22 protein-coding genes are annotated in these 26054 nt (G+C 57.7%); 11 read left to right on the plus strand and 11 right to left on the minus strand.

Annotated features, from left to right (window positions below; all coding sequences use genetic code 11):
- Positions 1–102: 102 nt before the first annotated feature.
- Genes ABWV79_RS11345 through ABWV79_RS11355 form a run of 3 tightly spaced genes read left to right on the plus strand, consistent with a single transcriptional unit; the run spans position 103 to position 3396 of the window.
- Complete coding sequence (locus ABWV79_RS11345; RefSeq protein ID WP_353392018.1) at positions 103–1215, plus strand: ABC transporter ATP-binding protein; 1113 nt, start codon at positions 103–105, stop codon at positions 1213–1215.
- 10 nt (positions 1216–1225) lie between these two features.
- The gene (locus ABWV79_RS11350; RefSeq protein WP_170355122.1) at positions 1226–2146 is read left to right on the plus strand and encodes an ABC transporter permease; all 921 of its coding nucleotides are present in this window, start codon (positions 1226–1228) and stop codon (positions 2144–2146) included.
- On the plus strand, positions 2143–3396 hold the full coding sequence (locus ABWV79_RS11355; protein WP_353392020.1) for an ABC transporter permease: 1254 nt from the start codon (positions 2143–2145) through the stop codon (positions 3394–3396). The genes ABWV79_RS11350 and ABWV79_RS11355 overlap by 4 nt, the downstream gene beginning before the upstream one ends.
- A gap of 24 nt (positions 3397–3420) precedes the next feature.
- Here the strand turns inward: ABWV79_RS11355 and ABWV79_RS11360 are convergent, their stop codons facing one another.
- The 10 genes from ABWV79_RS11360 to ABWV79_RS11405 form a co-directional block, all read right to left on the minus strand.
- Positions 3421–5340, minus strand: a complete 1920-nt coding sequence (locus ABWV79_RS11360) for a beta-galactosidase (RefSeq protein ID WP_353392022.1) — start codon at positions 5338–5340, stop codon at positions 3421–3423.
- Positions 5337–6197 (minus strand): SMP-30/gluconolactonase/LRE family protein, encoded by an 861-nt coding sequence (locus ABWV79_RS11365; protein WP_353392024.1) that lies wholly within the window; start codon positions 6195–6197, stop codon positions 5337–5339. Before ABWV79_RS11365 ends, ABWV79_RS11360 begins: the two co-directional genes overlap by 4 nt.
- Positions 6194–6799, minus strand: a complete 606-nt coding sequence (locus ABWV79_RS11370; RefSeq protein ID WP_353392026.1) for a 2-dehydro-3-deoxy-6-phosphogalactonate aldolase — start codon at positions 6797–6799, stop codon at positions 6194–6196. The genes ABWV79_RS11365 and ABWV79_RS11370 overlap by 4 nt, the downstream gene beginning before the upstream one ends.
- Positions 6796–7689 carry a 2-dehydro-3-deoxygalactonokinase gene (locus ABWV79_RS11375; RefSeq protein WP_353392028.1) on the minus strand — a complete coding sequence of 298 codons (894 nt, stop codon included), beginning with the start codon at positions 7687–7689 and terminating at the stop codon, positions 6796–6798. Before ABWV79_RS11375 ends, ABWV79_RS11370 begins: the two co-directional genes overlap by 4 nt.
- A gap of 4 nt (positions 7690–7693) precedes the next feature.
- Positions 7694–8458, minus strand: a complete 765-nt coding sequence (locus tag ABWV79_RS11380) for an SDR family NAD(P)-dependent oxidoreductase (RefSeq protein WP_170355116.1) — start codon at positions 8456–8458, stop codon at positions 7694–7696.
- Positions 8458–10167 carry an IlvD/Edd family dehydratase gene (locus ABWV79_RS11385; RefSeq protein WP_353392030.1) on the minus strand — a complete coding sequence of 570 codons (1710 nt, stop codon included), beginning with the start codon at positions 10165–10167 and terminating at the stop codon, positions 8458–8460. The genes ABWV79_RS11380 and ABWV79_RS11385 overlap by 1 nt, the downstream gene beginning before the upstream one ends.
- Before the next feature lie 13 nt (positions 10168–10180).
- Positions 10181–11521: an alpha-glucosidase/alpha-galactosidase gene (locus tag ABWV79_RS11390; RefSeq protein WP_353392032.1), complete on the minus strand. Its 1341-nt coding sequence runs from the start codon at positions 11519–11521 to the stop codon at positions 10181–10183.
- Positions 11522–11543: 22 nt separating this feature from the next.
- Complete coding sequence (locus ABWV79_RS11395) at positions 11544–12392, minus strand: carbohydrate ABC transporter permease (protein ID WP_170355113.1); 849 nt, start codon at positions 12390–12392, stop codon at positions 11544–11546.
- 1 nt (position 12393) lies between these two features.
- Positions 12394–13317, minus strand: coding sequence for a carbohydrate ABC transporter permease (locus tag ABWV79_RS11400; RefSeq protein ID WP_353392034.1), 924 nt, complete (start codon positions 13315–13317; stop codon positions 12394–12396).
- A gap of 96 nt (positions 13318–13413) precedes the next feature.
- Positions 13414–14673 carry an ABC transporter substrate-binding protein gene (locus ABWV79_RS11405; protein ID WP_170355111.1) on the minus strand — a complete coding sequence of 420 codons (1260 nt, stop codon included), beginning with the start codon at positions 14671–14673 and terminating at the stop codon, positions 13414–13416.
- Positions 14674–14812: 139 nt separating this feature from the next.
- Here ABWV79_RS11405 and ABWV79_RS11410 point away from each other — a divergent pair, with 139 nt between their 5' ends.
- From ABWV79_RS11410 to ABWV79_RS11445, 8 genes are all read left to right on the plus strand, one after another.
- The gene (locus ABWV79_RS11410; RefSeq protein WP_353392037.1) at positions 14813–15619 is read left to right on the plus strand and encodes an IclR family transcriptional regulator; all 807 of its coding nucleotides are present in this window, start codon (positions 14813–14815) and stop codon (positions 15617–15619) included.
- Complete coding sequence (locus tag ABWV79_RS11415; RefSeq protein ID WP_353392039.1) at positions 15616–16674, plus strand: ABC transporter ATP-binding protein; 1059 nt, start codon at positions 15616–15618, stop codon at positions 16672–16674. Before ABWV79_RS11410 ends, ABWV79_RS11415 begins: the two co-directional genes overlap by 4 nt.
- A 153-nt stretch (positions 16675–16827) precedes the next feature.
- The gene (locus ABWV79_RS11420; RefSeq protein WP_353392041.1) at positions 16828–17787 is read left to right on the plus strand and encodes a dihydrodipicolinate synthase family protein; all 960 of its coding nucleotides are present in this window, start codon (positions 16828–16830) and stop codon (positions 17785–17787) included.
- Positions 17778–18710 (plus strand): 4-hydroxyproline epimerase, encoded by a 933-nt coding sequence (locus ABWV79_RS11425; RefSeq protein WP_353392043.1) that lies wholly within the window; start codon positions 17778–17780, stop codon positions 18708–18710. Before ABWV79_RS11420 ends, ABWV79_RS11425 begins: the two co-directional genes overlap by 10 nt.
- On the plus strand, positions 18707–19945 hold the full coding sequence (locus tag ABWV79_RS11430) for an NAD(P)/FAD-dependent oxidoreductase (protein ID WP_353392044.1): 1239 nt from the start codon (positions 18707–18709) through the stop codon (positions 19943–19945). The genes ABWV79_RS11425 and ABWV79_RS11430 overlap by 4 nt, the downstream gene beginning before the upstream one ends.
- Positions 19946–19954: 9 nt before the next feature.
- Entirely contained in the window at positions 19955–20980 is a 1026-nt protein-coding gene (locus tag ABWV79_RS11435; protein ID WP_353392045.1) for a trans-3-hydroxy-L-proline dehydratase, read from the plus strand.
- Positions 20981–21091: 111 nt separating this feature from the next.
- Positions 21092–22252, plus strand: a complete 1161-nt coding sequence (locus ABWV79_RS11440; RefSeq protein ID WP_353392046.1) for a tetratricopeptide repeat protein — start codon at positions 21092–21094, stop codon at positions 22250–22252.
- 239 nt (positions 22253–22491) lie between these two features.
- A complete protein-coding gene (locus ABWV79_RS11445; RefSeq protein WP_353392047.1) occupies positions 22492–24705 on the plus strand; it encodes an NADP-dependent isocitrate dehydrogenase in 2214 nt (737 codons plus the stop codon).
- 227 nt (positions 24706–24932) lie between these two features.
- Here ABWV79_RS11445 and ABWV79_RS11450 read toward each other — a convergent pair whose 3' ends face one another.
- Complete coding sequence (locus ABWV79_RS11450; protein ID WP_170355103.1) at positions 24933–26039, minus strand: transporter substrate-binding domain-containing protein; 1107 nt, start codon at positions 26037–26039, stop codon at positions 24933–24935.
- Positions 26040–26054 lie beyond the last annotated feature (15 nt).

Here is a 26054-nt window from a genome sequence, read left to right on the forward strand (position 1 = left end):
AAGCCCTCCGCGATGTCGCGGGGGGCCATCCATCCGTGCGCTTTGGCGTGACGGACCCAATATCGGTGTGGTCCCTATCCGCACCAGACGGAGATACCTAAAATGAGTGCAGGGGTCGGTGTAGATCTGGAAAACCTGTGGATTCGGTTCGGCGATTTCGTCGCCGTGCGGGATGCTAATGTGAACATCAACGGGGGGGATTTCTTTTCGTTCCTTGGCCCCTCGGGCTGCGGCAAGACGACGATCTTGCGGGCTGTTTCCGGCTTTCTTGATCCCAGCGAAGGCAAGGTTCTGATCGGTGGCAACGACATGCGCGGGATCGGCCCGAACAAACGGCCCACTGCACTGATCTTCCAGAACCTCGCGCTGTTTCCGCTGATGAAGGTCTGGGAGAACATCACCTTCTCAATGGAAATCAAAGGAGCCAGTGCCAGAGAGCGCCGCAAACGCGCGGATGAGTTGCTGGACATGATCGCCTTGCCGGGGCAGGGCGACAAACTGCCTAGTGAACTCTCAGGCGGCCAGCGTCAGCGTGTGGCCATCGCGCGCGCCCTGTGCGCCGAACCCGACGTATTGCTGCTGGACGAGCCGCTCTCGGCGCTGGACCTGAAGCTGCGCCAGCATATGCGCACCGAACTGCGCGAGATTCAGCAACGTGTGGGGATTACTTTTATTTACATCACCCACGATCAAGGCGAGGCGCTGACCATGTCCGACAACATCGCCGTGATGCGGGCGGGTGTGATCGACCAGATTGCTGACGGCAAGACGATTTACAATGACCCAAACACGGCTTTTGCGGCCTCGTTCGTTGGGGAAAACAACGTGTTCCGAGGAAAGATCAAGCAGGTCATGGGGACTGAAGCCGTGATCTCGACCAATCGCACGGGCGATCTTGTAGCGCGGATTTCAACCGCCAATCAAGGGAAGATGCGCGAAGGAGATGACGCAATGATGTTCGTCCGGCCCGAAGCTTTTGCTATCGCTTCCGATGACGCCCCGGGCGACCACTGCGTTACGGCACGTGTGAAGCATGAGGAATTCGAAGGCAACGTCTTCAACATCTTCACCGAAGGCGACGGTGGTAAAGAGATCAAGGTATCCCTGCCCAATGTCGGGCAATCCTTCGAGGATCACACAGGCCAGACCATCCGGCTGGAATACGAGACCCGCAACGCGGTTCTGGTTCCGGCAGGTGAGCTGGCTGCGGAATAGGGGAAATCACATGCCCCGTTTTCTGAAAGAATTCTTCAACCGCAACGGCACCGGCATGGGGTTGGCGATCCTGGGTCTGGTGATCTTCTGGACCATCGGTCTGATCATTTTGCCTCAGTTGTCGATGCTGGATTTCTCGTTCCGGCCCAACCTGCCTCCGCCCGAGATTGGCGGGCCAAAGGATGTCTATACGCTGGAGAACTACAAATACCTGATCTACGGCCCCGAAGGCGGCAGTCAGGACTATAACGCAGTTGATCTGCGCGTGTTTTTCCGCACTTTGCTGGCTGCGGTCTGTGTGACGATTTTCAACCTGATCCTGTGCTACCCGATCGCCTATTATCTGGGACAGTCCAAAGGCAGCCACATCCGCATCTTTGCGATCATGCTGATCATCCCCTACTGGATTAACGAAATCCTGCGTGCCTTTGCTTTGCGGATTATCTTTGGCGAGACAGGTGTGCTGAATACCTTGTTCATGGGGCTGGGCATCTGGGATACGCCGTTTGACTTTATCCGCAACGATATCGCGCTCTATGCAGGGCTTGGCTATGCCTACATCCTGCTGATGATTTTCCCGATCTATAACGTGATCGAAAGTCTGGACCACAACCAGATCGAGGCCGCACGGGATCTGGGTGCGCCCTGGTGGCGTATTCACTGGCGGGTAGTTATTCCTTACGCCAAGCCGGGGATCAGCTCGGGCTGTACGATGGTGTTCATGCTGTCGGCCGGTGCGCTGGCCGCGCCGCAGATTCTGGGCGGGCCGTCCAGCTTGTGGTTCACGCAGCTGATCTATCAGCAGTTCAACGATAATAATGACTGGCCGCAGGGGGCCGCCTACGCCATCGTGCTGCTGGTGACCTGTATCCTGTTCGTGCTGGCCGTGATGCGCCTGTTCAAGGTGAATATGGGGGATATCGGGAAATGAACCTGTCCTTCCTGCGTATTAGCATCTGGGTCTATCTGGCGATCTTCTTCCTGTATCTGCTGGGCCCGCTGGTGATCATGTCAGTCACAGCCTTCAACTCGTCCGCGTTCCCACGGATGACCCCGTGGGAATGTCTGACCTTCCAGTGGTTCGGAGAACTGTTTCAGGATCAGCGTATCCTGAATGGCATCAAGAACTCGCTGATCATCGGGGCCGGTACGGTGGTTTTGTCGGTTGCGATGGGGCTGGCGGGGGCGCTGATGCTGACCCAAATCTGGCCCAAGCTGCGCGCGACTTATTACACTATCATCATCGCGCCGATCCTGATCCCCGGCGTTGTGCTGGGGATTTCGACACTGGTGTTCTGGGACCGGATCAACCGGATGCTCGGGCTGGGCGCGGATAGTGTGTTGTCGAACGGCATCTTCCTGACGGTGATTGGCCAGTCCACCTTTATCGCCAGTTACTGCATGCTGGTTCTGGTGGCGCGTCTGCAGCGGTATGACGTGGCCTTGACCGAGGCCGCGCTGGACCTTGGCGCGACCCATGCACAGGCATTCCGCAAGATCCTGCTGCCCTTCATGCGTCCGGCGATTGCAAGCGCCGCAGTGCTGGCGTTTCTTGCATCGTTCGAAAACTACAACACCACCACTTTCACCTTTGGCGAATACCCGACGCTGACCATCGAACTGGCGCAAAAGGTGCGGTACGGCATCACGCCTTCGATCTCGGCTTTGGCCTTCATCATCGTGGCGCTAACTGTGTTCTTTGCTCTGCTGAATGAGGCCAAGCTGAAACGGCAGGAGCTGGTGGCCGCCGCGCGCAAGAACGCCACGGTCGAGGAATTGGCGGGCAAGATCAAGTTGCCCAGCTTCTTCGCGGGCAACGTGGCGGCCCTTTTGGTGGTTGTCTTCGGCGTGGCCACGATCACCGTGGTTGGTACCGCGACAGCCTATAATCCTGCGCAATGCATCGCCAGCGTCAAAGAGCAAAAGCAGCTTGAGGCAGAGCAACGTATTCAAGAACTGCGCAAGCAACGTGAAGAACGCCGCAAACAGCGCGAAGCGGAAGAGGCCGAACAGGGTGGTGCGCAATCAACGCCGAAACCGTCAAACAACAGCGGGTTTGGCAATGTGTTTGCACCGAACACGTTGGGCGGAGGCGACGAGGAGTCGAGCTCGGAGCCGCAGCCGTCGACAAACGGTGGGTTCGGCGGGGCCTTTGATCCGAACAGTCTGAAGACAGACTAGCGACGTCAATCACGCGCGCCGGAATTATCCTTCGGCGGGCGTTTCTTTCTCAACGATCAATACATCACAGGCATCAATCACGTGCCCGTTCCACGTGACCGGTGTCGCGTTGTAGTTGATCAGGAACACGTGGTGTTCAGTCTCGCGGCGGCGCAGGCCACCGGGAACAGGATGCAGTTTCAATCCGGTATGTTGGGCCGCCATTTGAACGACGCGATCCCATAGAGGCTCATCGGGAAACCCAGCGAGGTACCAAAGGGTATCTGTACCTGTAAGTACTGGGGTTCCATCCGCATGAGTCAACAAGGCCGGAGCTGTGCCCGACAACCGCTCGACCCAATGCTGGGCCGCACCACCACCTGTGACGTTTCGTTGGATCGACGGTGGCAAGGTCTCAATCAGATCAACTTCGCTGTCCAATCCGGTTAATCCGGGGCGGCCTGTGCTTGGGATCTGAAAATCGTGGGTGATCGCCCCGCTGCGCGGTCCAAGGATCGCCAGAGTGCATCCCTGTCGGATGCGATGTTCAAGGTCTTTGTCGATTGTCGCCAGGCCCGGTGCCAGAATGATTTTGTATCCGTTCTCTGGGATTGTGTCGGGTGAAAGGAAATCCACCGACAGCCCCGCCCGGCGCAGGGCGCGATAGGCCGAGAACACCAGCCGGAAGTAATCAAACCCAGCGCCTTGAGGTTGTGTCGCCCATGCCCAATCCGAGGCATAGTCGAACAGAATGGCAGCGTCCGCCCTTGTTTGGGCCACTTGACCGATTTCGGCTAAGGTGTCTGCAGTTTCCCGCGCCTCAGCTAATCCGGGGGCCGGGCGATCATTCGGCGTCAAAAGCCCGGCATGCATCTGTTCTTGTGCGAACGGTGCCTGACGCCAGCGGAAGTAGCTGACCACTTCGGCCCCATGGGCGACAGCCTCAAGCGACCAGAGCTTGACCATACCCGGCAGCGGCGCCGGGTTGTATGGGGCCCAGTTCACCGGGCCGGGTTGTTGCTCCATCACCCACCAGCGGCCCCGCCCCACGGCGCGGTAGAGGTCGTGGTGGAAGGCTTGCATGTCAGGATCACCCTGTTGCAAAAAGGCGGTCTTGTGCGCCTCATCCTCCTCAAGACGGTCCGACAGAAAACCGATCGGATAGCTATCCCACGTGGCGATATCCAAGTCCTCGCCCACCTTGAAATGGTCGAACTCCAGCACGCGACCCATGTAATTGTGCAACAACGGCGCGTCGGTCTGCCCGCGTAACACGTCCACTTGTGCTTTGTTGAACACCACCACCTGATCCGAGCTGAACCGGCGAAAGGCCAGAACATGGGCGGGGTTGGGTTCAGTCACAGTCAGGTTGGGCAGGTCAATCTGGTCGAACCCGTCATATTCCATCGACCAGAACACATTACCCCACGCCGTATTTAACGTGTCAATCGAGCCATATTCCGCTTCAAGCCAGTTCTGAAACGCGGCAAGCGCGACTGGGCTATAGCTGAGGGTGGTTTCGTGGCAGCCGTATTCATTGTCGATCTGCCATGCTGCGATATGAGCGTTTCGGCCATAGCGTTCGCCCATGATACGGGTGATCCGCGCGCATTCCGCGACATAACCTTCATGGCTAAAGCAGTAGTGCCTGCGAGAACCAAATTTGCGCGGGCTTCCATCCGGATTCATTGCCAGCATGTCAGGATGTTTCTCAATCATCCACCGCGGAGGTGTGGCAGTCGGGGTTCCCAGAACCACTTTCAGACCGGCTGCACCGAGTGTTTCAATGGCCCGATCCAGCCAGTCGAATTGCAAATCGCCTGGAGTAGGCTCCATCCGACTCCAGGCGAATTCGCCAATGCGTACCCAGGACAGCCCGGTCTCGACCATGCGGGCGGCATCCTCAGCCCAATTTTCTTCTGGCCAGTGTTCGGGGTAATAGCAGACGCCGAGTTCGGGAGTCATAGGATCACTCTGTGTTCTGGCTGTCCTTGCCCCGCATTTGGTGCGGCAAAGGTCATACCGTTTGTGGGATGGTTTCTAAGCGTTTCGGCATCCAGCCCTTGGCGCGCGGTTGTGCAGAAAAGGGTTGTCAAATCGTCGCCTCCAAACGCCGGGCATGACGTATGCGCTGCGTCAAAGGTCACGGCTTTCAGGAACTGCCCGTCAGGAGAATACACTGCGACGCGATGCGCACCCCATTGCGCGATCCATATCTGGCCTTCGGTATCTACCACCGCGCCGTCAGGGTTCAGGTGATCATCGCGCAGGTCAAGGAAAACGGCGCTGTCGCCTTCCGGCCAGCCAGTCTGAGGGTTCAGCGACCAGCGCATAACCTGTTTGGTCATTGTGTCAGAAAAATAGGCACAGGATCGGTCCGGCGCGAAACAGATGGCGTTCGAGATCGTGACATCTGGCACCAAACGGCGGACTTCGCCGCGCCAGAACCGATAGATCGATCCAGCCCCATGTTCCGCGTTCTTGCCCATCGTTCCGATCCAGAACCCGCCCCACGGATCAGCCCGGCCATCATTCGAGCGCGTTATGGAATTCTCTGCCTCTAGTGTTGCGATCAACTCTTTTTCGCCAGTGTCCAGGCTGAACCGCCACAGGCCGGTTTCAGACGCAATAAGCAGCACGCCCCGGTTGACCCACCCTGCGGCTGAGACATGTTCATCGAATTGCCAGCTTTGGGGCACACCGTCACGTTGCGTGAGCAGCCGTTTGCCAAGAATGTCGAACCAGAACAGCTGTCGCCGACCGGGGTGCCACAGCGGCCCCTCGCCCAGCTCGCAGGGGCGATCGTCGTAGACGGAGTTCATCCAACCGCCTTGTCATAGGCCGCAACGATCTTGCGGGCGCGCTCGGCAATCTCGGACACTGACATACCCGGTTTGAACAGGGCTGATCCTATGCCGAACCCATCTGCGCCGGCGTTGATCCACTCTCCAAAGTTTTCAGGGCCTGCGCCACCGACGGCGAAGACTTGTGTGCCTCCAGGCAAAATGGGGCGCAATGCAGCCAAACCCGCGGGGCCTGCCATTACGCCGGGAAACAGCTTAAGGCCGGTTGCCCCGGCCTTGAGAGCATTGAACGCCTCGGTAGGTGTATAGATGCCTGGCCAGCTTTGAAGGTTCAGCCTGACCGATCGTTTGATGACGTCGATGTCGCAATTCGGTGAAACGATCAGCTTACCTCCGACACCGGCCACGGCTTCCACTTGATCTGTGGCCAAGACCGTACCAGCGCCAATCAGGGATTTTTCGCCGTATTTGTCGGCTAGAATCCCGATGCTTTCGAGCGGGTCGGGAGAGTTCAGCGGAACTTCGATTTTGTCGATGCCAGCGTCGATCAGGGCGGCGCCTACATCTGCAGCTTCGGTAGGACGCAGCCCTCTGAGAATGGCGATAATGGGTCTGCTCATGCTGTTTGCCTCGTGCGGTTCCGGGCTTGCCGCAGACCCTCCAGAGTGGCCTGGGTATTGTTCGCAATTTCAACAAATGCGCCCTGCTGTTTAAGCGCGTGCGCATAGATTTTAGAAAGGTTGTCGGCCCCGATGATTGCGATTTGTTGCCCCAGCCAGTAGGGGCGGGTGGCGGCCAGTTCTGCCCCGATGAGGTAACCGGACAATCGCGCGCGCGCGGCGCCCGGATCATCTGCGTTCAACAAATCCGATGCGCGCAGCCCAAACAAGCGTGCCGCCATCTGTTCGGGTTTCGACAGGGTGTCTGCCGTGGCCTCGGCAAAAGCGTCCTGATCCCAGCCGTCACCGACTGAGTGTCTGAGAACAGATTGCTCACTAAGCAGACTGAACATCTCGCCGGTCATGAAAGTTCGGAAGCTGACGACCTCGTCGGCGCTGACTTGAACCCATTTGGTATGCGTTCCGGGCAGGCATATCACACCATCCCAGTTCTTGCGCCCAGACAGGAAACCAGCGATTTGCGTTTCCTCGCCACGCATCACATCTGGCGGGGCAGCCTGTTTCAGGCCGGGCACTACAAAAGCGCGAATGCGTGGGTCTGTATTTGGTACACGAATAGGCGTTTCGGGCACCGGGGCCGTTGGCACGGCCGAGTAGGGGGCCTCAACCCAACCCTGGCGCGCACCGACCATGCCGCAAGCGACGACATCGACCGGTGCGTCACCTAACCAGTCATCGATCAGTTCCAACAGCGCGTTTTGAAACCCATCTTTCGGAAGCTTACCCATCCCTTTGTCGGATTGAGCCTGATCCAGAACGTTGCCGCCCTGCATGGCCCAAACCCGCAAGTGAGAGGTGCCCCAATCCGCTGCAATCCATTCAATACTCATGGTGCTACCCCGTTACCACGACGCCGCCATCCACCACCATGCACTGTCCGGTCATGGCGCGGCTGGCGTTTGAGGCCAGAAACAAGGTAGGCGCAATCATGTCTTCGGGGGTCAAGTGCTCCTTGAGGCACTGCCGTTCCATGTGGGCGGCCAGATCGTCGGGCGTGGCCCACATATCAAGCTGTTTTTGCGTCAGAACCCAGCCGGGGGCCAGGGCGTTGACACGGATGTTCTGGGGCCCGAGCTCACGCGCAAGCGACCGGGTCATGCCGGTGATACCGGCATTCGCGGTGGTGTAGATGGGATAGCCCGCATTCCCCATCATGTAGCTGATCGAGCTGAAATTGATGATCGCCCCGCCCGCCGTCATCTGCTGCGCGGCCTGCTGGCAGGCAAAGAAATAAGCTTTCAGGTTGACCTCGATCATCCAGTCCCAGAATTCGGGCGTTGTTTCTTCAAGCGAGTGGCGCTTGTCATTGGCAGCGTTGTTGACCAGCACGTTCAGGGGGCCATGTGCCTGGGCGGCCTGTTGCATGGTGGCGTGCAGCAAGTCGGTATCGGTCATGTCTCCTTGCAGGAACAAGGGTGCGCGACCGTGCTTGTCGCGCATCTGCTCGACAAATTCGCTGGCGTCTGAGCGTCCGATAAAGGCTACATTGGCCCCTTGCGCCATGAACCCATCGGTCAGGGCTGCACCCACGCCGGACCCACCGCCGGTGATGTAGACCGAGGCCCCGTTCAGGTCGTGGAAGGTGGCGGGTTGGGTCATCAGTGGCTCTCTCGGGTGACAAGGCGGGTGTCTTTGCCCACCAGAAAATCAAGATCCGCGCCCTGATCGGCTTGCAGAACATGGTCGATGTAAAGCCGGGCATAGCCGCGGGTGTAATGCGGATCGTCCGGTTGCCACGCGGCGCGGCGGGCGTCCAGCTCCTTTTCATCCACCAGCAGTTCCAGTTCGCCATTGCTGGCCGATACACGGATGCGGTCACCGGTCTTGACCAACGCCAGCGTGCCGCCCGCCTGCGCCTCGGGGCTGACATGCAGGATGACGGTGCCGAAGGCGGTGCCCGACATGCGCGCGTCCGAGATGCGGATCATGTCGCGCACGCCTTCTTTGACCAACTTGGCCGGGATCGGCATGTTGCCGACCTCGGGCATGCCCGGATAGCCCTTGGGGCCGCAGCCCTTGAGCACCAGAATGGTCTCGGGCGTCACCGGCAGATCATCGCGGTCGATATTGGCCTTCAGGTCTTCGATGCTTTCAAAAACATAGGCTTCGGCTTCGGTTTCCAGCAATTCATCTGTCGCCGCCGAAGGTTTCACGATGGCTCCGTTGGGCGCGAGATTGCCGCGTAAAACCCGCAGGCCCGCCGCAGGTTTGACCGGATCGTCAAAGGGCCGGATAACATCGGAGTTATAACACTCAGCACCGTCAAAATGGGCCGAGATATCCTTGTTCAGAACCGTTTTCGCTGGCCGCAGGAAGGGTTTGAGCTCGTTCAGCACCACCGGAACACCACCGGCATAGCAGAAATCCTCCATCAGGTATTGGCCCGAGGGCATACAGTTCACCAGCAGCGGGATTTCCGACCCGATTTCAAAATCCTTCAGCGTCAGGTCCACGCCCACGCGACCCGCCAGCGCCAGCAGGTGAACCACCGCGTTGGTCGACCCGCCCACGGCGGCATTGGTCAGGATTGCGTTCTGAAATGCCTCTTTGGTCAGGATATCTGAGGGTTTGAGGTCTTCGTCCACCATCTCGACAATCCGTTTTCCGGTCAGATGCGCCAGTGCCATGCGGCGCGCATCAACTGCGGGCAGAGCAGCATTGGTGGGCAGGGACATGCCCATTGCCTCAACCAAGGACGCCATAGTGGAGGCCGTGCCCATGGTCATGCAGACACCCTTACTGCGCGACATGCCGGATTCGGCGTTCATGAAATCCTGTAGGGTCATTTCGCCAGCGCGGACCTCTTCCGAGAACTTCCACACATCCGTGCCCGAGCCGATATCTTTGCCCTTGAACTTGCCGTTCAGCATCGGGCCGGAACTGACCACGATCGACGGCAGATCGACCGAGGCCGCGCCCATCAACTGGCCCGGCGTGGTCTTGTCGCACCCGCCCAGCAGGACGACACCGTCAATGCCATAGGCGCGGATGGATTCCTCTACATCCATGGCCAGCAGGTTGCGGAACAGCATTGCGGTGGGCTTCATCTGAGTCTCGCCCAGCGACATGACCGGGAATTCGACAGGGAAGCCACCTGCCTCCCACACGCCACGCTTTACGCCCTCGGCCAGATCGCGCAGGCCCGAGTTGCAGGGTGTCAGTTCCGACCATGTGTTGCAGATGCCGATGATGGGGCGGCCATCAAAAGCGTGGTCTGGAAAGCCCTGGTTTTTCATCCACGAGCGGTGGATGAACCCGTCCTTGTCCAGCTTTCCATACCAATGTTCTGATCGGCGTTTCTTGGTCATTTGCGAAGCCCTTTCAAGCGGCTTTGGCGGGCTGGCACCAGTCCGGCAACCAGTCGGAATGCGCGGTCAGCAGATCACTGACCAGATGGCGGATCTGGCGCAGGTCCAGCTCGGCGGCGGTGTGGGGGTCCATCATCGCGGCGTGATAGATGTGTTCAGGGTTCTGGTCGACCAGCGCGCGGACTGTCAGTTCCTGCACGTTGATCTGGCTGCGCATCAGCGCGATCAGTTGCGGCGGGATGTCGGTCACGACCGAAGGCTGCACACCGTTGCTGTCCACCAGACAGGGGGTTTCGACCGCAGCGCCCAGCGGCAATTGCGGGATTTGGCCCGTGTTGGGAAGGTTGCCGTAAGCGACATAGGGCGTGTCAGTGACGATGGCGTTCATCAGGTCGGCGGCGAATTCATGGCTGCGGGTCACGTCGATATCGCGCCCATCCGTCAGTGTCTTGGCCTGTTCCTGCCAAGCGGCGACCTGCTCCTCGCAGCGGGTGGGATATTCGTCCAGCGGGATCGAGAACTGCTCGATCAGGTCCGGGCGTCCGTCCTTGATGAACCATGGCACATATTCGGCCAGATGTTCAGAACTTTCAGTGCAGAAATACCCCAGATGATCCATCACCTCATACCGCACCTTGTTGGGGCATCGCGGCATCAGCAGCGGTGGCTTCGGAATTTGCCCACTGGCATATCCCTGCCGCAAGGCGGGGTAGAGGTCGCGCCCCTGATGCTCTAGCCGCAGGAAGAAGGCAACGTGGTTCACCCCGGCGACCTTGTAACGGATGTCGTGCTTAGGCAGATCCAGATCATGGGCCAGCTCTTCGACTGTGTTCTGGACCGAATGGCACAGGCCCACATGCTTCAGCGCCGGAAATTGCTCGGCCAAGGCCCAGGTGTTGATGGCCATCGGGTTCACATATTGCAGCAGGGTGGCATTGGGGCACAGCTGCATCATGTCCTGGGCGATGTCCCACAGCACAGGCACGGTGCGCAGCCCGCGCATGATGCCGCCGACACCCAAAGTATCGGCAATGGTCTGGCGCAGGCCGTATTGCTTGGGAATTTCGAAATCCGTCACCGTGCAGGGCTTGTAGCCACCGACCTGAAAGGCGGTGATTACGAAATCTGCGCCCTCCAGCGCCGCACGGCGGTCTGTATGGGTGGTGACACTGGCCCCCGTTCCAATCGATCGGATCATGGCGCGAGCGACGACCTCGCTTTCGGCCAGCCGGTTGGGGTCGATATCCATCAGGGCAAAGTGGCTGTCGGCCAGAGATGGGGTCAGCAGCGCGTCACCCACGATATTGCGCATGAAGATGGTCGAGCCCGCGCCGATAAAGGCGATCTTTACCATGTTGCAAACCTCTGATTTGATGTCATTTCACAGCCCCCAGCGTCAGGCCCGCGATGAAGTGTTTCTGCATCAGGAAGAACATGGCCACAGGCGGCAGGGCTGCGACGATCGAACCCGCGCTCATCAGTTGGTAGGCTGCGCGGAACTGGGCGTTGAAGCTGGTAATGCCCGCCGTGACAGGCTGGCTTTCGGCGCCTTGGGTCAGCACGACGGCCCAGAAATAGTCGTTCCAGATGAAGGTGAAGATCAGCACGCTGAGCGCGGCAATCGCCGGTTTCATCAGCGGCAGGACCACGTACCAGAAGATGCGGACTTCGCTGATACCTTCGACCCGTGCGGCTTCGATCAACTCGAAGGGCAGGGCGCGGATGAAGTTGCGCATGAACAGCGTGCAGAACCCAGTCTGGAACGCGATGTGAAACAGCACCAGCCCGGTTTTGGTGTTGTAGAGGCCAAGTTCCAGCGTCAGGTCGCGCACAGGCACCATCAGGATCTGGAAGGGTACGAAATTGCCTGCGACGAACAGAAAGAAAATCCACAGGTTCGAGCGGAACTTGTAGATGCCCAATGCAAAGCCGGTCATGCAGCTGAGCGCCACCGCGCCGATCACGGTGGGGATGGTGATCAGGAATGAATTCAGCAGGTAGCGCGGCATGTCGGAATTGAAGAACACCTGCCCATAGTTGACCGCGCCCTCAAAGCTGGAGGGCAGGCCCCAGTAGTTTGCATTGGTGAAATCTGCCGCTGGTTTGACCGAAAACAGCGCCACCGCCAGCAAGGGCCCCAGCCACAGCAGCAGGGCAATGGGCAGCATGGCCTGATAGGTGATCTGGGCCGCGCGGGGTTGTTTTTCGATGGGTTTGGGGAACATGTCAGTGCCCCCTTTCTTCGCGGTACATCGACCACAGGAAATAAGCGATGAAACACAGCATGATCAGGAACAGGATCACGGCGATGGCGGCGCCATATCCCATGCGGAAGCCGTATTCGGACAGGGCGACCTCGAACATGTAATAGGCCAGCACGCGGGACGATCCGAACGGTCCGCCCTGGGTCATGATCGAGATCAGGTCAAAACTGCGCAGCGCGCCGATGATTGTGACGACAAAGGCGATGAAGGTGGCGGGGCGCAGTTGGGGCAGGATGATGTGCCACAGCATCCGCCAACCTTTTGCACCGTCCAGACGTCCGGCCTCGATCTGTTCGGGGTCCACGGCGTTCAGGCCGGTCAGGTAGAGGATCATGCAATAGGCCGTCTGCGGCCAGAGGCCCGCGACGATGATGCCATAGGTCACGAACCGCTCATCCCCCAGCACGTTCAGCGGACCTAGGCCGAAGAAGCCCAGAAACTCGTTCAGAAGGCCGAAGGTTGGGTCGTAGAACCATGTAAAGACCAGCCCTACCACGACCTGAGAGATTACGAAGGGAAAGAAGAACAGCGACTTATAAAGGCGTATGCCCGCAACTGTCTGATTCAAAAATAGCGCGATGAACAGGCCCGCCGGGATCGCGGCCAGATAGAGGATCAGCCAGATCAGATTGTTCTTGAGCGAGGTATAGAACGCATCCCGGTCGACCCATTCCCAATACAGGTCTTCGTAATTGCGAAACCCCACATATTCGGCCGCGCCCAGCCCGTCCCATTCGTAAAGCGACAGGTTGAAAGACTGAAAGACGGGGATGATCACATAGACCATGAAGAACAGCAGGCCGGGGGCCAGAAACAGCCACGGTGCGATACGCTGTTGGTTTCTGTGGAACCAGCTTTCTTGTTCGGGAACGTCGACAGCGGACATTTTGGATCTCGGGGTTTGGTCAATGGAGTAAGGCGGGTTGGCACCCGCCTTACGCAGGTTCTGGATCAGAGCGGGCTTTGCCCCGCTCTGCCCGGATTAGTTGTCGTAAATACGCTGGCGTGCGCGTTCCAGCTTGGCCAGGATACGGTCAGCGTTGTCTGGCTTGACCATGAATTCCTGGAACCCTTCCATCGATACTTTGGCCATTTCAGCAGGCGCATCACGATCCCAGAACTGGGCAACGCCGCCGGGGCTGTTCGATGACAGCATGTTGAAGCCCTGCTGCAGGAACTTGTCATTGTCCACCGAGGATTTGGCGTTCACCGGCAACTGACCAAGGTTCGAACCGTTGTTGATTTCGGTCTGTTCATCAGCCGAGACCACAAAGCGCAGGAATTCACGTGCGGCTTCTTTGTTCGAAGCATTGGCAGGGATGTGGAACGTGTCGGTCGGCGCGTCCTCGGCCAGTTCAACGTCCGGGTTAATGGCCACGAACTGGTAGAAGTCCAGCTGGTCGTCGGACAGGCCTGCTTCACGCAGCGGCGCCACGGCGAAGTTACCCATCAGATATGCCGCTGCTTCGCCATTGACCATGAAGGGCAGGGCTTCTTGCCAGCTATAGGTCTGGTGATTGTCGATGAACGCGCCCATGTCGATCAGCTGTTTCCAGTTGGCGAAAGTCTGTTTGACGCGGTCGTCTTCCCAGCTGATTTCGCCATTGGCGAGCTGGTTGTGGAAATCGAAGCCGTTGGTACGCATGTTCAGATAATCGAACCAGCCACCTGCGGTCCAAAGGAACTTGGTACCGATCGTGTAGCAGGCGCGGCCTGAATCGACGATCTTCTGGCAGTTCGCCAGTTCTTCTTCCCAGGTGGTCGGCTCGGACAGGCCCAACTCATCAAAGATGTCTTTGCGGTAGTAAACGCCCCACTGGTAATAGGTATAGGGCACGCCCCACTGCTTGCCGTCGATGGTCATCGCACCTTTGGTCGAGGCAAGGTTTTCCGCGATCTCAGGCTCCGCCCACAGGTCCGAGACATCTTCGAACAGGCCAGCTTCGACATAGGGTTTCATACGGTTGGCCGCATACCAAGTGGCAACATCAGGCGTGTCAGCCGTCAGGAAGTTGCGGATCTGCGTTTTGTACGCCTCACGGTCGATCACCGTGGTTTCGATTTCCAGTCCGGGGTGCTCGGCTGCGAAACGGTCGATCATCGCTTCCATCGTCGCGCGGGGCGCCGGGTTCGATGTATCGAGGAAGATTCGCAGCTCGCCGGTCAGTTCGGCATATGCCGGAACAGCAAGTGCAACGCTCATGGCCAGCGCGGCCGTTGTGCGCTTGTAGATGGAATGCATGGTTTCCTCCCTTAGCTTCCATATGGTTCCATATTGTGGAACTCAGTTTTATATGTTGAAAACTACACATCGACTCGGTTAGTCTTGTCAAGACCCTCGTGGCCTCGGCCATTGGGTAAGTGGAGGAGAATGCGCGCCCGTGGCTGGTGACGGAACGATAGGTAAAGCATGTGATGTGCTGGATCAGGTTGCGGCTTTCGCGCGTCCGGTTCGCTTTGGCGAATTGCTCGAACACAGCGATTTCCCAAAGGCCACGCTATATCGGTTTCTCCAATCGCTGACCAATCAGGGTATGTTGTCTTATGACCCCGACAGACAGACCTATGCGCCGGGGCTGCGTCTGGTGCGTCTGGCCCACGCAGCGTGGACACAAAGCTCGCTCGCGCCGATTGCCCGGCCATTTTTGGACGCGCTTAGCCGTGAAACCGGGGAAACTGTTCATTTGGCGCAGCTAGATTCCGGTCAGGTTCTGTACGTAGACAAAAGAAACGCGACGCAGCCGGTCGAAATGTATTCGCAAGCGGGAAAGGTGGGTCCTGCCTATTGCACGGGTGTCGGCAAGGCGATGATGGCACATTTGGAGCCTGACCAACTGACCAAAGCTCTTTCACAGCAGAGCTTTCACCGCTTTACAGACAAGACGCTCGCTTCCGAGCAGCTATTGCGTGCTGATTTGGATGCGATCCGAGAGCGCGGATATGCTGTGGATGATGAAGAGCATGAGCCCGGCATCATCTGCGTTGCCTGCCCGGTCCTGACAGAAGGGGGGCGCATGCTGGGGGCGATCTCGATCACTGGGTCAACCGAGCGGATGAGTTTTGCCCAGCTACAAGCTTGGGTGCCTCGGGTCCGCCGCGTGGCCGATCAGATCGGAGCTGAGGCGCAGTCATGGCGGTTCCCGGAAACCCGCCCAAACGGAAATAGCAACAGGATGCAAGGGACATGACAGGGGTCACTCTGAACGGTGCGATCAAGCGATATGGCGAGACGCAGGTTATTCATGGAATCGATCTGCAGATCGAAGACGGAGAGTTTTGTGTTTTCGTTGGCCCTTCAGGGTGCGGTAAGTCCACACTGCTGCGGATGATTGCTGGACTTGAGGAAACCACCGAAGGCGAAATCCACATCGGCGCAAGAGATGTGACACATCTGGACCCAGCCAAGCGTGGCGTTGCGATGGTGTTCCAAACTTACGCACTCTATCCGCACATGACTGTGGCCGAGAATATGGGGTTCGGTCTGCGCATGAACGGCGTGGCGAAAGCCGAGATAAGCCAAAAGGTTCAGGAGGCTTCAGCCATTCTGAAGTTGGATCAATACCTGAAACGGAAACCAAAGGCCTTGTCCGGCGGTCAGCGTCAGCGTGTTGCCATTGGCCGGGCCATTGTACGCGGTCCCGACGTGTTCCTGTTCGACGAACCGTTGTCGAACCTTGACGCCGAATTGCGGGTCGAAATGCGGGTTGAGATCGCGCGCCTTCACAATGAAATCGGCGCAACCATGATCTATGTGACCCACGATCAGGTCGAGGCGATGACTATGGCCGACAAGATCGTTGTTTTGCGAGACGGTCGGATCGAACAGGTCGGGGCTCCGATGGATTTGTACCGCGACCCGGACAACAGATTCGTTGCCGGGTTCATTGGTTCGCCAGCGATGAACTTTTTGGAATGTGACGTGGTTGATGGCCGTGTAACGCACCCCGCGTTCAATCATCCTGTACCGGTGACGTCTTCTGTCCCCGCAAATGCGACGAAAGTGACATTGGGGATACGGCCTGAGCACCTTCTGGTCGATCGTACAGGTGATACCTGCACCGTGGACCTGACCGAAGCGCTTGGCGGTGTCAGCTATTCTTATCTGTTGACCGCAAATGGCGACAAGCTGATCATCGAAGAGCGTGACGATGAACGCAGCAAGCAAGGCGCACGAATCGGAATCTCGTTCTCGGCCGAGCGGGCGATGTTGTTTGACAACGAAACAGGCGAACGGCTGCGATAGTCTTTGTAGATTTTGGGCTATAAGGGCGTCGTGCATTGAGTCCGACGCCTTTTTAGTTATTTGAGTGTGGATTTTGTATCCAATATCCGATAACGCAAAGAAAAGCAGCGCATGCGCTGCGTTCTCAAACTTGTGTTTTCGAAGGATTGTCCGATGACCACCAACGTTTTTACCGGCACTATGCCCGCGCTCATGACCCCAAGCACAGCGGATCGCCAGCCGGATTTTGACGCTTTGGTTCGCAAAGGACGTCAGATGATAGACGCAGGCATGTCGGCGGTTGTCTATTGCGGCTCGATGGGGGATTGGCCGCTGTTGACTGATGCCCAACGCATGGAAGGGGTAGAGCGTCTGGTCGCTGCCGGTCTGCCCGTCGTTGTCGGCACCGGGGCAATCAACACCAAGTCCGCTGTTGCCCATGCCGCCCACGCACAAAAAGTCGGAGCTGTGGGGCTGATGGTGATCCCACGTGTTCTGTCCCGTGGTAGCTCTCCAACTGCGCAGCGGAATCACTTCAAAGCGATCCTGAGTGCCGCGCCCGACGTGCCCGCGATTATTTACAATAGTCCCTATTATGGGTTCGCAACGCGCGCTGACCTGTTCTTTGCTTTGCGCGCGGAACATCCCAACCTGATCGGTTTCAAAGAGTTCGGGGGCAAGGATGACCTGCGATATGCGGCTGAAAACATCACCAGCCAAGACGATCAAGTCACGCTTATGGTCGGGGTTGATACCGAAGTTTACCACGGTTTTGTCAATTGCGGTGCCACCGGCTCGATCACCGGGATTGGGACTGCATTGCCGCGCGAAGCGCTATTGCTGGCCGCGTTGTCCAAAAAGGCAGCCAAAGGCCACGCCGGAGCGCGCCAACGTGCACAAGAGCTGACCGAGGCAATTCATGTATTGTCCAGCTTTGACGAAGGGCCGGATCTGGTGCTTTATTACAAACACCTGCTGGTTCTAAACGGGGAAGAGGAATACCGTCTGCACTTCAACGAAACAGATGAACTGACAGATGCACAACGCAACTATTGCGAACAGCAATACGCGCTGTTCGGTGCATGGTTCGCAAACTGGTCGAAACAGGGTGGAGTGATCGCTGAATGCATGTGATCGACAGCCATACCGGCGGGGAGCCCACGCGGGTCATCCTTGACGGCGCGCCGGATCTGGGGACTGGTCCATTGGCTGACCGTGCACGGAGGTTGGAGTCCGATCACAGAGAGTTCTACCGCTCCATCCTTCTTGAACCACGTGGACAACCGGCAATGGTCGGTGCTTTGTTGGTTGAACCGGTCGACCCGACCTGCGTGACTGGCGTGATCTATTTCGACGTGGATGCGGTGTTGGGCATGTGTGGCCACGGCACAATCGGGCTGGCGGTTACACTGGCTCATCTGGGCCGTATTGATGTCGGAGAGCACCGAATTGAAACTCCTGCCGGTGTGGTGGCGGTTACTCTGCATGACGAAAATACTGTGACAGTCAGGAATATCGAAAGCCGACGGGTCCATAGTGGCGTGACAATAAGCGTACCGGGCCACGGTGAAATCGTGGGCGACGTTGCCTACGGGGGCAATTGGTTCTTTATCGTTGATCCTAGCCCGATCCCCGTAACGTCTGACAGAATTCGCGCGTTGACCGATCTGACTGTTGCCATCCGCCAGGCGTCGATCGCTCAGGGCATTGGGGGCGAAAAGGGCGAGCTGATTGATCATGTCATCCTTCAGGACACGCCAATCGACCCGGACCTTAACAGGCGCAACTTTGTGCTGTGCCCGGACGACAATTACGACCGTTCGCCTTGCGGGACGGGATGCTCGGCCCTGTTGGCTTGTATGGCGGCAGATGGTGCTTTGGTCCCAGGCGAGGAAATCGTTCAACAGAGCATTATTGGTAGCACGTATCGCTTGTCGTATCAGCCTGGCAAAGAAGGTGGAGTTATCCCTTCGATTTCCGGGCAGGCTCATATAATGGCTCAGGCCAATCTGATTTTTGCCTCAGCTGATCCGTTCCGCAACGGCATTCACCTATGACTCAGCAAGTTATTGTCATTGGGGCCGGAGTCATCGGCATCACAACCGCGCTGGAGTTACAGCGCCGGGGACACTCGGTGCTGGTGCTGGACAAAGACGGAGTCGCCGCGCAAACCTCGGCCGGAAATGCCGGGGCTTTTGCCTTCCCCGAGGTCGAACCGTTGGCGACTCCAGGCATCATGCGCAAAGCGCCGAAATGGTTGCTGGACCCGCTGGGCCCGTTGTCGATACCTCCAGCTTATGCGTTCAAGATTGCACCTTGGATGTATCGCTTTTGGCGGGCTAGCCAGCCATCGCGCTATGCGGATTTGTTGGGCGCCCAGTCGAACCTTATGAAGATTTCCAGCGCCGCTCTGGAGCGACTGATCCCTTCTGTTAATGGCGAAGAGATGATGCAGCGCGATGGGCAACTGCAATTGTATGAGTCCCAGACCGAATATCGCGCCAGCCTGCCAACCTGGGATCTTAGACGCGCGCACGGAATCGAATTTGAACTGCTTGAGACACCCGAGGCGATCGCCGAGAAACAGCCGGGACTTAGTCGACGGTTCACCTATGCTGGTTTCACCCCAAACTGGCTTAACGTGATCGACCCAAAGCAGTGGGTCGACCATTTGGCCAAATCGTTTCGTGAAAGGCAGGGGCGGATCGAAACGCGCAATATTCGCGCGTTGACTCCGTTAGAACATGGTGTGCGGATAACCGTTGACGACGGGACACTGGACGCAACAAAAGTTGTTGTGGCTGCGGGTGCCTGGTCGCATCATCTGGCGCAAACACTGGGCGACCATATCCCGCTAGAAACCGAGCGCGGCTACAACACAACCCTGCCACCCGGCGCTTTCGATCTGCGGATGCATCTGACCTTTTCAAGACACGGGTTTGTCGCCAGCCGCATCAACGGCGGCGTGCGCATCGGTGGTGCGGTCGAATTGGGTGGGCTGACTTTGCCTCCTAATTTCAAGCGCGCCGACACGCTGCTGAACAAAGCGACTCAATTTCTGCCGGGGTTGAACACGGCGGGGGGAACGCAATGGATGGGCTTCAGGCCATCCCTGCCGGATAGTATCCCGGTCATTGGGGCGGCTGCGCACGCACCTGACGTTATCTACGCCTTTGGGCACGGGCATCTGGGGCTAACTCAATCGGCGGGTACGGCTGAACTTGTAGCAGGGCTGGTCGACGGCGATGAACTGCCCATCCCGATGACGCCTTACGCGGCTACTCGATTTTAGAGAGGTCAAATGCGCAGCGTCAAAACACTCCACGTCATATCGGCCCATGCAGAGGGTGAAGTGGGTGACGTCATCGTAGGGGGTGTGTTGCCCCCGCCCGGAGATACCCTGTGGGAACAGCGCTCGTTCGTTGCGCAGGATCAGACTTTGCGCAATTTTGTTCTCAATGAACCCCGCGGTGGTGTCTTTCGCCACGTGAACCTTTTGGTGCCGCCCAAACATCCCGACGCGGATGCCGCATTCATTATCATGGAACCCGAAGATACGCCGCCCATGTCCGGTTCGAACGCGATCTGCGTTGCCACCGTTTTGCTGGACAGCGGTATGATCCCGATGCAAGAGCCGGAAACGCATCTGACGCTGGAAGCGCCAGGAGGTCTGGTCCGGGTTCGTGCTGAATGTCGCGATGGCAAAGCCGAACGTATTCATGTTCGGAACCTGCCCAGTTTCGCGGACAAAATTGCCGCTACACTGGATGTGCCCGGTGTGGGGGAGCTGGTCGTTGACACAGCATATGGCGGCGACAGCTTTGTCGTGGTCGACGCGGCGACATTGGGTTTTGATATCGTAGCGCACGAGGCTCGGGACCTCGCGCGCATTGGGGTAGCGATTACCAATGCTGCGAATGAACAGCTGGGTTTTACCCACCCTCAGAACCCGGATTGGACCCATATCTCATTCTGCGCGTTTTGTGGTCCGGTTCAGGCGACTCTGACTGGCTTGACCGGAAAATCTGCCGTGGCGATTCAACCGTGCAAGATCGACCGCTCGCCAACGGGAACGGCTGTCTCGGCTCGAATGGCCTTGATGGCCGCCAAGGGAGAACTGGCTGTTGGTCAAACATTCGAGGCCGTTTCGATCATTGGTTCGCGTTTCACAGGCTGCATTACCGGGCATGCGGATCTGGAAGGCAGACCTGCTATTATCCCCGAGATCAGCGGCCGAGGTTGGATCACCGGCACCCATCAGCACATGCTGGATCCCGATGACCCATGGCAAGGCGGGTATCGGTTAAGCGACACTTGGGGCGTTTAGACGACACCGTGCCTTGCAGGCATCATGTGCGATCTGTTGCACGGCTCAAACCTTTTTAGCGGCAGGCCTCATTACTACCTTAAGGAGAGTTGCCTCTGCTAAGGGATACTCATGAAAATTCGGATTGCCGCCCTGTTTATTGTCGCAACCGCGCTGCTGTTATCAGCAACCGCGCTGTCTCGATCCTCGGTCAATTATTCCGAGCTTTCGCTGACTTGTTTCGGCGGCAAGGCAAAGCACACCGAGGCAGTGTCTGCGTGTACGACGCTGTTGAATGGGAACGGAGCTAACGAGGCCAATCGTAATGCGCTTTTTAGATTCAGAGGGTGGGCGTATCACCGCGACCGGCAATTTGACATGGCGGTAGCGGATTACACTCATGCTTTGGCCGTGTATCCCAATGACGCAAATTCACTCTTAAGACGCGCGTTCGCCTATGACGCCCTTGGTGACACTCAGGCGGCAGCAGCAGATTATGACAGCGCGTTGCAGATAGATCCTGACAGTTTGTTTGCCCTGTACCGCAAATCCGGTTTTGACAGACGGAACGGGCGTGCTCAGGCAGCAAGGCGCGGGTTGCAAACGGCCCTGAAGATCGACTCGGGCTATGGAAAGGCGGGTTATGAGTTGCTGGATCTAAGCTATGAATTGAACGGCTTTGAGGGGGTTGAGGAGTTCCTAAAACAGGCCAAGGATCGCTGGCCGGACGAAGATTGGGTGTATTTCTCTCAACTGCTTTACGACCTGAAATACACCGGGAACCACGACAGTGCGCTTGAGGCGGCACATAACCTTGCGCGGCTAGAGCCGGGCAAAGCATCTGATTTGTACTGGCCGGCTTTGGTTCATCTCAAGATCGGTGATGAGAACAAGGGGATAGAATATATAAAGAAGATTGCCGTCCTTCAGAAGGGTGACGTTGAAAAAGATAAGGGCACCTTTTTCACGCGATGGTATTTTTCTGCGATTGTTTGGTACTTGTGGCGCGGCGAAATAGAGCCGTTGTTTTGCGGTTATCTTTTTGCTTTTGCAGGCAGGCCAGACTTGGCGAGGCCAGATATCAAAACGGCTTTGCAAAGTTTTGGATATGCCGGGCGAAAGGAAATCTTGAGCGGTTTGTTCGCTTCGGCTGGCGTTTCCGTTCCATGGGCGGCTTATGCCGGGTCCGAAGATCATTTGGATCAGGTGGTCCGGGTCTACGTCCAGCGAGTTGCCTGGGACATGAGCTTCTTCCAACTTGAGAAACCGGTGTCGGAATCGCCTGACCAATAGTTGCGTTTTTTCCTTCGGTTTGTGTTTTTGTCGTGCTGGATGCGGAACAATCGACCCACCCGTGTCAATTTGCGCCCCAGATAGGGAATTGATCCCAAGGCGATCCTGATTTAAGGGAGGCCCTGTCAAATCAGAGTCACCGTCGGGGCGGTAATCTTGTCGCGCCCCGCTTTGGCCACGCAGAAGTGGCCAGCTCTTGGAACGCACGCCCCGAAAGGCTTTAAAAAAGGTAAAAGAATATGGCAGATAAATCAGACTTCGACATATTGTATACCATTGTAGACGAAGCGCCCGAGCTGGCCAGCGCCTCGTTCCTGCCCATCATTCGAAAGTTCGCCTCGGCCGCAGGCGTGAGCGTTGGAACCAAGGATATTTCTCTGGCCGGGCGCATTTTGGCGACCTTCCCTGAGAACCTTACAGATGCACAGCGCATCACCGATGATCTGGCCGCTTTGGGTGAGCTGGTTAAAACCCCCGAAGCCAACGTGATCAAGCTGCCCAACATCTCGGCCTCGGTCCCGCAGCTGGTGGCCGCCGTCGAAGAGCTGCAATCGCAGGGTTACGACATTCCGAACTATCCCGAAGAACCTTCGACCGACGAAGAAAAGGCCATTCGTGCGCGCTATGACGCCATCAAGGGTTCGGCCGTGAACCCGGTTCTGCGCGAAGGCAACAGCGACCGTCGTGCTGCAAAAGCCGTGAAAAACTACGCCCAAAAGAACCCGCATTCCATGGGTGAATGGGTGTCGGACAGCAAAACCAAAGTGTCGTCCATGTCCGGCAGTGATTTCTACGCAAACGAGAAATCGGCCACCATCACCGCAGACCAAGCAGGCGATGCCAAAATCGAATTCGTCGGCAAAGACGGCAGCACCACCGTTCTGAAAGACGGCTGGCCGCTGGCCGAGGGCACCGTGGCCGACGCGACATTCATGTCCGTCAAAGCTCTGTCCGCGTTTCTTGCTGAGGCCATTGAGGACACGAAAAAAGACGGCACCATGTTCTCGCTGCATATGAAGGCCACGATGATGAAGGTCTCGGACCCGATTATCTTCGGCTATGCGGTTAAGGCGTGGCTGGCTCCGGTGTTTGACAAATTTGGTGCTGAGCTGGATGCGCTGGGTGTGAACCCGAACTCGGGCCTTGGTGATCTGCTGGAGCGGGTCAAAGACAATGCCGAGATTGTAGCCGCCATCGACGCGATTAAGGCCGACCGTCCGTCCATGTATATGGTCGACAGCGACAAGGGCATCACCAACCTGCACGTACCGTCGGACGTGATCATCGACGCCTCAATGCCCGCCGTGATCCGCGCGGGCGGTAAAGGCTGGGATGAGGCCGGTGCCAAGGGTGACACCAACTGCGTGATCCCCGACCGTTGCTATGCACCCGTCTATGACGAGACGATCAACTTTTTCAAAGCCAATGGCGCGCTGAACCCGGCCACCGCCGGTGCGGTCGCCAATGTGGGCCTGATGGCGCAGAAGGCTGAGGAATACGGCAGCCACCCGACCACGTTCCAGGCACCTGCCGACGGCACTATCCGTATCGTTCTGGCCAATGGCGAGACGCTGCATTCGCACGACGTCGACCAGGGTGACATCTGGCGTTCCTGCACCGTCAAGAAAGCCCCGATCGAGAACTGGATCCAGCTGGCCATGGACCGTCAGCGCCTGACCGGGTCCGAAGCGATCTTCTGGCTGGACGCCAATCGCGCCCATGATGCTGAACTAATCAAATACGTCACACCGGCGCTTGAGGCGGCTGGCGTGGCTGACAAGTTCATGATCCTGGCCCCGCGTGAAGCGACCCGTCAATCGCTGGAGACGATCACTTCGGGCAACGACTCGATTGCGATCACCGGAAACGTTTTGCGCGACTATCTGACCGACCTGTTCCCCATTCTGGAACTGGGCACCTCGGCCAAGATGCTGTCCATCGTCAAACTGATGAATGGCGGCGGCCTGTTTGAAACCGGTGCGGGCGGTTCGGCCCCGAAACATGTGCAGCAGCTGGTCGAGGAAAGCCACCTGCGCTGGGACTCGATGGGTGAATTCTGCGCGCTGGGTGAATCACTGAACTTCCTGGCCGAAAGCAAAGGCAACGCCAAGGCAGGCGTTCTGGGTGCTGCGGCCGAGGCCGCAACGCAAGGTATTCTGGATCACAATCGCTCGCCCAGCCGCAAAGTTGGCCAGCCCGACAACCGCGATAGCCACTACTGGTTCGCCCGTTACTGGGCCGAGGCTTTGGCCGCGCAATCGGACGATGCCGAACTGGCCGCCGAATTTGCACCATTGGCGACGGCACTTGCAGACGGAGAAGAGACGATCCTGGCGGAATTGGCATCCGCGCAAGGCAGTGCTGCTGATCTGGGTGGGTACTATCACACCGATCCGGCTAAGACCGCGAAGGTTATGCGCCCGAGCGCAACCTTGAACGGTTTGATCGATTAACATCGGTTGGCCCGCGTTATGGCGTGGGGCGCAAAGAAATTAGAAAAGTAAAAGGGGCCGACCCCCAAAGTCGGCCCCTTTTAGAGTGAGTGGAGAGGTCGAAACCTCACCGGGTGTGTTAGCTGAATCCTATACTTCCAGAAAAGTCTGGTAATTCGAGGATTCCTTTTAGGGCTTGGTAACCTAAGAAAGGGCGGGTTTTTCAACCAGCCCTTTCTTGTTTAGCCTTAGTTGGACGCTGCGTTGAGCTTTTCGTTCTGCTCGCGCAACGTATCCGAGATGATCGCGTACCATTCGCCGGATTCACGCATCTCGTTAAGACCCTTGTTCATCATAGCGATGTATTCACGAGCGAACGGGTTGGTGCGGTGCGCCAGGAAGCTCATCGACGACAGTGTTGAGACATAGGGGTTTTCTACGATGTCGCTCGAGGTCAGGCCCATGTCTTTCATGGTCGCAGCGAACAGTTCCACTTCGAATGCGGCGACATCTGCAGTACCGGTCAAAACCGCATCCAGGCATTCGCGTGCCGAGTTTGGTTGAACCACAGTTGTGTTGTCGTAGTTCAGGCCAACTTCTTCAAGAACGACCATGCTCCAACCCTGCATACGGCAGACAGTTGCACCTTCGAAATCTTTGAAAGTGGTGGCGTTTGTGTAGTCACTTTCGGGCAGGGTATAGAAGCCGCCAACCACATCATAAACTGGCACCGAGGCCACGAATTGCGTACAACGTGCTTCGGTTTCGGGGGACCATTCATAGGTGCGGTTCGTGCAATCCGGCACAGTCCAGGCGATCGAAATGTCAAACGCGCCGAGTGGCAGCAGAGTTTCCAGGTGCGAAGACCAGTCATCGACAAAGCTGACAGAATAGTCACGCTGGTTGCCCGCACGCTGTAGGCTGGTTGTCGCCAGACGGGTCATAATGCCGCCGCCGCTCAGGCCTTCAGTGGTGAAGGGCTCCCAGCCGTTGCCCGCAACCATTTTGATGGGCGGCGCATATACGTTCGAACGTTTGACGCTTGCCGCGCGCTGTTCTTCGGCTGCAATGATCTCTTGCGCGGACTGACCGTTGGGAAGGCTGCCATCTTCACAGGGCAGAGCCAGAACAAGGCCGGGTTCCAGAGCGTTCGGGTTGGTGATAATGTTGCGGTTCGCGTTGAAGATCGGCTGGTAGTTTGATGTGCCATAGGCTGCGATTGCAATGGTCGCCATCGTGTCGCCATCGGAAACGGTGTAGTTTGTGCAGGCTTCCTGTGCCGCGGCGGCTCCGGCGCTCAGGGCAGTGACGGCGGTGGCCGACAGCGCAACTTTCTTCAGATCAATATTAAACATGTCCTCATCCTCCAG

It is taken from the genome of Ruegeria sp. HU-ET01832 (assembly GCF_040371315.1).
Lineage (GTDB): Bacteria > Pseudomonadota > Alphaproteobacteria > Rhodobacterales > Rhodobacteraceae > Ruegeria > Ruegeria lacuscaerulensis_A.

Excerpts from the sequence above, each read along its gene's own strand:
- ABWV79_RS11345 (WP_353392018.1), top strand. The coding sequence starts at position 103 with ATGAGTGCAGGGGTCGGTGTAGATCTGGAAAACCTGTGGATTCGGTTC.
- ABWV79_RS11350 (WP_170355122.1), top strand. The coding sequence starts at position 1,226 with ATGCCCCGTTTTCTGAAAGAATTCTTCAACCGCAACGGCACCGGCATG.
- ABWV79_RS11355 (WP_353392020.1), top strand. The coding sequence starts at position 2,143 with ATGAACCTGTCCTTCCTGCGTATTAGCATCTGGGTCTATCTGGCGATC.
- ABWV79_RS11360 (WP_353392022.1), bottom strand. The coding sequence starts at position 5,340 with ATGACTCCCGAACTCGGCGTCTGCTATTACCCCGAACACTGGCCAGAA.
- ABWV79_RS11365 (WP_353392024.1), bottom strand. The coding sequence starts at position 6,197 with ATGAACTCCGTCTACGACGATCGCCCCTGCGAGCTGGGCGAGGGGCCG.
- ABWV79_RS11370 (WP_353392026.1), bottom strand. The coding sequence starts at position 6,799 with ATGAGCAGACCCATTATCGCCATTCTCAGAGGGCTGCGTCCTACCGAA.
- ABWV79_RS11375 (WP_353392028.1), bottom strand. The coding sequence starts at position 7,689 with ATGAGTATTGAATGGATTGCAGCGGATTGGGGCACCTCTCACTTGCGG.
- ABWV79_RS11380 (WP_170355116.1), bottom strand. The coding sequence starts at position 8,458 with ATGACCCAACCCGCCACCTTCCACGACCTGAACGGGGCCTCGGTCTAC.
- ABWV79_RS11385 (WP_353392030.1), bottom strand. The coding sequence starts at position 10,167 with ATGACCAAGAAACGCCGATCAGAACATTGGTATGGAAAGCTGGACAAG.
- ABWV79_RS11390 (WP_353392032.1), bottom strand. The coding sequence starts at position 11,521 with ATGGTAAAGATCGCCTTTATCGGCGCGGGCTCGACCATCTTCATGCGC.
- ABWV79_RS11395 (WP_170355113.1), bottom strand. The coding sequence starts at position 12,392 with ATGTTCCCCAAACCCATCGAAAAACAACCCCGCGCGGCCCAGATCACC.
- ABWV79_RS11400 (WP_353392034.1), bottom strand. The coding sequence starts at position 13,317 with ATGTCCGCTGTCGACGTTCCCGAACAAGAAAGCTGGTTCCACAGAAAC.
- ABWV79_RS11405 (WP_170355111.1), bottom strand. The coding sequence starts at position 14,673 with ATGCATTCCATCTACAAGCGCACAACGGCCGCGCTGGCCATGAGCGTT.
- ABWV79_RS11415 (WP_353392039.1), top strand. The coding sequence starts at position 15,616 with ATGACAGGGGTCACTCTGAACGGTGCGATCAAGCGATATGGCGAGACG.
- ABWV79_RS11420 (WP_353392041.1), top strand. The coding sequence starts at position 16,828 with ATGACCACCAACGTTTTTACCGGCACTATGCCCGCGCTCATGACCCCA.
- ABWV79_RS11425 (WP_353392043.1), top strand. The coding sequence starts at position 17,778 with ATGCATGTGATCGACAGCCATACCGGCGGGGAGCCCACGCGGGTCATC.
- ABWV79_RS11430 (WP_353392044.1), top strand. The coding sequence starts at position 18,707 with ATGACTCAGCAAGTTATTGTCATTGGGGCCGGAGTCATCGGCATCACA.
- ABWV79_RS11435 (WP_353392045.1), top strand. The coding sequence starts at position 19,955 with ATGCGCAGCGTCAAAACACTCCACGTCATATCGGCCCATGCAGAGGGT.
- ABWV79_RS11440 (WP_353392046.1), top strand. The coding sequence starts at position 21,092 with ATGAAAATTCGGATTGCCGCCCTGTTTATTGTCGCAACCGCGCTGCTG.
- ABWV79_RS11445 (WP_353392047.1), top strand. The coding sequence starts at position 22,492 with ATGGCAGATAAATCAGACTTCGACATATTGTATACCATTGTAGACGAA.
- ABWV79_RS11450 (WP_170355103.1), bottom strand. The coding sequence starts at position 26,039 with ATGTTTAATATTGATCTGAAGAAAGTTGCGCTGTCGGCCACCGCCGTC.